Source organism: Curtobacterium flaccumfaciens, from assembly GCF_051548005.1.
Lineage (GTDB): Bacteria > Actinomycetota > Actinomycetes > Actinomycetales > Microbacteriaceae > Curtobacterium.
Genome location: NZ_JBPUGH010000196.1, coordinates 1 through 5,444, shown reverse-complemented (window position 1 = coordinate 5,444; position 5,444 = coordinate 1). Strand labels below are relative to the sequence as shown.

7 protein-coding genes are annotated in these 5,444 nt (G+C 73.6%); 2 read left to right on the top strand and 5 right to left on the bottom strand.

The features are described 5' to 3' along the window. A partial coding sequence (locus ACSW7Y_RS16015) for a LysR family transcriptional regulator (RefSeq protein ID WP_438127233.1) occupies window positions 1–133 on the bottom strand: 133 nt, incomplete at its 3' end. A 70-nt stretch (window positions 134–203) separates the two neighbouring features. Here ACSW7Y_RS16015 and ACSW7Y_RS16010 point away from each other — a divergent pair. Next, complete coding sequence (locus tag ACSW7Y_RS16010) at window positions 204–1,130, top strand: DMT family transporter (RefSeq protein ID WP_438127232.1); 927 nt, start codon at window positions 204–206, stop codon at window positions 1,128–1,130. Beyond that, the gene (locus ACSW7Y_RS16005; RefSeq protein WP_438127231.1) at window positions 1,127–2,041 is read left to right on the top strand and encodes a UbiA family prenyltransferase; all 915 of its coding nucleotides are present in this window, start codon (window positions 1,127–1,129) and stop codon (window positions 2,039–2,041) included. Before ACSW7Y_RS16010 ends, ACSW7Y_RS16005 begins: the two co-directional genes overlap by 4 nt. Before the next feature lie 138 nt (window positions 2,042–2,179). Here the strand turns inward: ACSW7Y_RS16005 and ACSW7Y_RS16000 are convergent, their stop codons facing one another. The 4 genes from ACSW7Y_RS16000 to ACSW7Y_RS15985 all read right to left on the bottom strand — a co-directional run. Further along, entirely contained in the window at window positions 2,180–3,364 is a 1,185-nt protein-coding gene (locus ACSW7Y_RS16000) for an FAD-dependent oxidoreductase (protein WP_438127230.1), read from the bottom strand. A 58-nt stretch (window positions 3,365–3,422) separates the two neighbouring features. Continuing rightward, window positions 3,423–3,758: an MFS transporter gene (locus ACSW7Y_RS15995; RefSeq protein ID WP_438127229.1), complete on the bottom strand. Its 336-nt coding sequence runs from the start codon at window positions 3,756–3,758 to the stop codon at window positions 3,423–3,425. After that, window positions 3,728–4,108 (bottom strand): MFS transporter, encoded by a 381-nt coding sequence (locus ACSW7Y_RS15990; protein WP_438127228.1) that lies wholly within the window; start codon window positions 4,106–4,108, stop codon window positions 3,728–3,730. Before ACSW7Y_RS15990 ends, ACSW7Y_RS15995 begins: the two co-directional genes overlap by 31 nt. Window positions 4,109–4,402: 294 nt before the next feature. Further along, window positions 4,403–5,444, bottom strand: a 1,042-nt coding sequence (locus tag ACSW7Y_RS15985; protein ID WP_438127227.1) for an acyltransferase family protein, incomplete at its 5' end; no start/stop codon positions are given.

Here is a 5,444-nt window from a genome sequence, read left to right as displayed (position 1 = left end):
CCTCGCGCTCGAGCCCCGCCACGGCGTGCGACACGGCGGACTGCCCGACCCCGAGCGCCGCGGCCGCGCCGGTGAAGGATCCGGCGTCGACGGTGGCCGTGAACGCCCGCAGCTGGGGGATCGTGGCGGTCATGCGTGCTCCTCATGTCGGCATGAGGCACATGCGTTCGACACATGTGCGGTGGTGGTCGATGCTAGCCCTCGTGAACGCCCTCCTCTACCTCCTGGTCGCCCTCACCTGGGGCTCGAGCTTCTTCTTCGCGAAGATCGGCCTCGAGGGCCTCGCGCCGCAGCAGGTCGCCACCGTGCGCACCGTGCTCGGTGCGGTGACCCTCGTGATCGTGCTGCTCGTGACGCGCCGGAAGTGGCCCCGCGAACCGCGTGTCTGGGGCCACCTGCTCGTCGTGGCGGTGTTCCTCAACGCGGTGCCGTCGTCGCTCATGGCGTGGGCGGAGCAGACGGTGCCGTCCGGCCTCGCGAGCATCTACAACGCGACGACGCCGATCATGACGCTCCTCGCGCTCGCGGTCCTCGTGCCGTCGGAACGTCTCAGTCGTCGGCAGCTCGGCGGCATCGTGCTCGGGATCGTCGGCGTCCTCGTGCTCGTCGGGCCGTGGGACCTCGTCGGTGACCCGGCGGTGCTCGCCACGGTCCCCGGTCAGGTCGCGCTGCTCGGCATGACCGCCTCGTACGGCATCGGGCTCGCCTGGCTGCGCCGCTTCGGCGTCGGCAGCGGGCAGGACCCGACGACGGTCGCCACGGTGCAGCTCTCGCTGGCGGCACTCCTCATGCTGCTCGTCGCGCCCGTCATCGCCACGGGTCCGGTACGGCTGGACTGGAGGATCGTGGCTGCGATGGTCGCGCTCGGCGCGGTGGGCACGGGGCTGGCCTACGCGTGGAACACCCGGCTGGTCGGGGCGTGGGGAGCGGGACGCGCATCCACCGTGACGTACCTGACGCCGGTGGTCGGCGTGGCCCTCGGGGTCCTCGTGCTCGGTGAACCCCTGCGGTGGAACGAGCCGGTGGGCGGGCTCGTGGTGCTGCTCGGCATCGCGCTCGCCTCCGGTGTGCTGCGCGGCCGGCGCCCCGGAGCGGCGCGCAGTCGACCGTCGGTACGCTCGGCGGGGTGAGCCACCCCTCGACCGCGCGGCTGCTGTTCGCGTCGTCGCACCCCGGCCCGACCGTCACGGTGACGGTCCTCGCGACCGTGATCGCCGCGGCCGTCGGGCACCCGGTGTGGCTCGTGGTGCTCGTCGCGCTCGCCGTGGTCGCCGGGCAGCTGTCGATCGGGCTCGCCAACGACTGGATCGACGCCGATCGAGACCGCGCGGTGGGGCGGTCCGACAAGCCCGTCGCCCGCGGGCTCATCGCCGTCGGGACCGTCCGGACGGCGGCCTCCGTCACCGCCGGCCTCGCCGTACTGCTGTCGCTCCTGCTCGGACCGGTCGCAGCGGTCGCACACGTCGTCCTCGTCGCCGCCGGGTGGGCCTACGACGCGGGGCTCAAGCGGACGGCGTGGTCGGTCGTCCCGTTCGTCGTCGCGTTCGGACTCCTGCCGGTCGTCGCCGTCGCAGCCGGTGTCGGCGGGGCTGGCGGAGTCGGTGGCGGAGTCGGTGGCGGAGTCGGTGGCGCTGGCGGTGGTGCATGGCCCGCGTGGTGGGCGATCGCCACCGGTGCGGTGTTCGGCGTCGCGATCCACTGCACGAACGTGCTGCCGGACCTGCTCGACGATGCCGCGACCGGGGTCCGGGGCTTCCCACACCGCCTCGGGCTGCGCGGCTCGGGCGTGCTCGCGTTCGGGTCGCTCGTCGTCGCGGCGCTGCTCGTGCTCGGCGGACAGCTGGGCGGGGCCGACCCCGCGCGCGGGGGCGCTGCCGTGCTGGCCGTGGTGGGGACGGTCGTCGTGGTGGTGTTGGCCGTGGTCGGCGTGCGGCTCGTGTTCGCTGGACGTCCGACGCGTGCACTCTTCCGGCTGGTGATCGCGTCGTCGCTCGTGCTCGTCGTCGAACTCGCGGTCGCGGGGGCACGGCTGGTCGCCTGAACACGGCGGCCGATGGCTGGTCGCCTGACCACGGCGGCGGACCGCTCGGTCGCCTGGACACCCGGCGTTCCCGTTCGTCTGGCCGACGCCGGACCGCTGGTCGCTCGGCGGTTGCCGGCGCGCCCTGGACGCGACGGGTCAGGCCCACCGCATCGCGTAGACCCGGGCGAGCGCCGACGCCGTGGGGAGTGCCAACGCCGTGCGCAGCAGCGCATCCCGGCCGCCGGAGCCGATGACCCCGGCGGGGAGCCCGAGCGCCATGTTGACCTCGGCCTGCCGCGCCGCACGGCGGGCAGCGGCTCGTCGACGCCGCGCCCACGCCGTCCGCGCGGTGGTCGGCACCGTCGCGCCCGGTCCGGCCCGGAGCGCGTCCGCCAGGATCGGTACGAGCGACGCCGCGTCGAGCCAGCCGAGGTTCATGCCCTGGCCGCCGATCGGGCTGATCTCGTGCGCCGCGTCGCCCACGAGCACGACCCGACCGACGCCGGTCCGGGTGGCCTCCCGCCGGCGGACACCGAAGTCGCTCGTCATCGTGCAGGTCGACGGGTCCGGGGCCGACCCGGTGCGCTCCACGACGACGTCGGCGAGACGGGCGGCCGTCGTGCCGGCGGAGTCCGAGCGGTCGGGGCCCTTGCTGGTCGTGCCCACGAGTGCCACGTACCGTCGTCGACCACCCGGCAGCGGGAACGACTCGACGACCCCGTCCGGCCCGACGTCGACCAGCGCGGTCGACCGAGCCGACGGGTCCTCGGGGTCCGCGAAGTCGCCCATCACGTAGCGGTGGCGGTAGTCCCGCCCCCGGGTCGCGATGCCGAGCAGCTCCCGCACCGTGCTGCGGCTGCCGTCGGCGCCGACGAGGAACGCCGCCTCGATCGACCGTGGGCTGCCGTCCGCTCCGGTCCCCTCGGCGAGGACCCGTGACCGGTCCTGGTGCAGGCCGGTCAGCGTCGTGCCGGTCCGGAGGGCTCCCACCGGCAGCCGCGCGCGCATGAGCGTCTCCGTCCGGTGCTGGTCGAGTGTCGCGACGTACGGGTGCGTGGCCGAGGCACCCGCGAAGGACAGCGCACCGAGCTCGCGGCCCCGGCTCCGGGCGACACCGGTGCGGACGAGTACGGCGTCTGCCAGGACCGCCCGGTCGAGCCCGATCGCGGCGAAGGCGTCGAGCGACGGCGGGTGGATGCCGATGGCCCGGGAGCCGAAGGGGTCATCGCTGCGGCGCTCCCACACTGCGACGTCGATGCCGCGCTCGGCGAGGAGCGCCGCGGCGAAGCAGCCGACGGGTCCGCCGCCGATGACGAGGACGTCGACGCGCTCGGTGGTCACGCTGGGAGCCTACGGACCACGGCCGCCGTGCTCGTGCAGGTGCGCCCCCTGGCCAGGGTCACCGGGCCGCGGTCGTCGTCCGGGTCTGCTCGCGCAGGGGTTGGGTACTCGTGTCGTGCAGACCCTTGCCGGTGGTCTCCGGCGCCATCACCTGGGACAGGACCGCCCCGACGACGCAGATCGCGGCGGCGATGAGCATGCACGCACCGATGCCGATGGAGTCGATGCCGATGGGCAGCAGGAACGTCCCGGCGGCGGCACCGACCCGACTGCACGCGGCCGCGAAGCCCACGTCGGTCGAGCGGACCTCGGTCGGCAGCACCTCGATCGGGTACACCGCGGTGAGGTTGCCCTGCGCCGCGTTCATGAACGAGAAGACCGCGAAGCACAGCACGACGACGATGCCCGGTGCCGAGCCCCAGAGCCCGACGATGCGAACGCCTGCAGTAGCCCGAGCACGATGAACAGCAGGACGTCGATCGTGAAGACCCGCTTGCGGCCGAACCGGTCCGTGAGCCACCCGGCGAGTGGCGCTCCGATGAAGATGCCGATCAGCGAGCTCGCACCGATGAGCCCGGCGAGCACCGGGTCGAGGCCGAGCGCGATCGTGATGGACGGCAGGGCGACGCTGATGACGCCGAGGTCGAAGCCGTCGAGGCCCTCACCCCACGCGCACGCGAATGTCATGCGCCGGAGGAACCCGTTCCGTCCGGCCGGGGTGGCGGTCGCGCCGCGCTGGGTCATGGTCGCTCCTCGGGCGCCGCCACCGTGGCGACGCCCACCGGACCGTAGGCCGGGCCCCGCCGCAGGCGTCCCAGGTTGTCCTCCGTGCGGTGCGCAGCGCACGGCTCGGGCAACGGGTCCACGAAACGCGCGCGTCTCGACGCAGCTCCCGTCGATCGACGCGCGCATGGTCGGGACGCGCGCGCTTCGTCGGCCGGTCGCAACGCGACACCACATGGACGGGAGGCCCGTGGCGGCGCCGCCACGGGCCGCCCCGCCGGAGCGTGGTCGCGCCCGGTGAGCCGCCTGCCGGGGCTACGCCGTGGCGTGCTCGCGCCCGGCGCGGTCCGCTGCCTGCAGCCGCTTGGCCTCGCGGAAGTGCTTGCGGGCCTTCTCGACCGGCACCTCGACCGCGTAGGCCGCGCCGACGGCCACGAGGAGCGCCGCACCGACCAGCCACACCTTGCCCCAGGCACCGATCGCGAAGGTGCTGAGCAGCGCGATCACGAGCGGGTGCCACAGGTACGCGGAGTACGAGACCCGACGGCCGAACCACGACACGGGTGTCCATCCGAGTGCCGCCGAGACCGGGGTGCGGGCGGACACGAGCCCGCCGATGAGCACGGCCGACACCACACCGGCGAGGGGCATGACCACGCCGAACGTCGAGGCGTGCTGGGTCCAGTCCCCGTCGATCCAGATCAGGACGCCGACGAGGGCGGCCAGGCCGACCCAGGTCGCGAGGTGTCCGGCGATGCCCGCGGCGGCGCGACGGACGCGCTCGTCGTCGAGCAGCAGCGCGAGCAGGCAGCCGGTCGCGAGCGGCACGACGCCGAGCACCGGGGAGAAGTACACGTCGGGGGTCGAGCCCCCGTTCGGCTTCTCGTAGCTGAGGAACGACGCGATCGAAGCGCCGACGATCACCACACCGAGTCCGGCCATCAACCAGCGGCGACGGGACCGGATCGCGAAGAGCAGCACGAGGACGGGCGGCCAGACGAGGTAGAACTGCTCCTCCATCGACAGGCTCCACGTGTGGGCGAACACGCCCTGCGTGGTGTCCCAGAACGAGCGGAAGAGGTTGCCGGTGTAGCTCAGGGCGATGAACGCGGCCTCGCCGGGGGAGAACGTCGCACCCTTGTAGTCGCCGACCCAGTTCCAGAGCGCGAGCCCGACGAGCACGAAGGCGATGAGCGCCGGGTAGAGCCGCAGCACACGCTTGCCCCAGAACGAGCCGAGGCGGATGCGGCCGGTCTTCCGGTGCTCACCGAGGAGCAGCGTCGTGATGAGGAACCCGGAGAGCACGAAGAACACCGTGACGCCGATGAACCCGCCGTCGAAGTGCGTGACGTGCAGG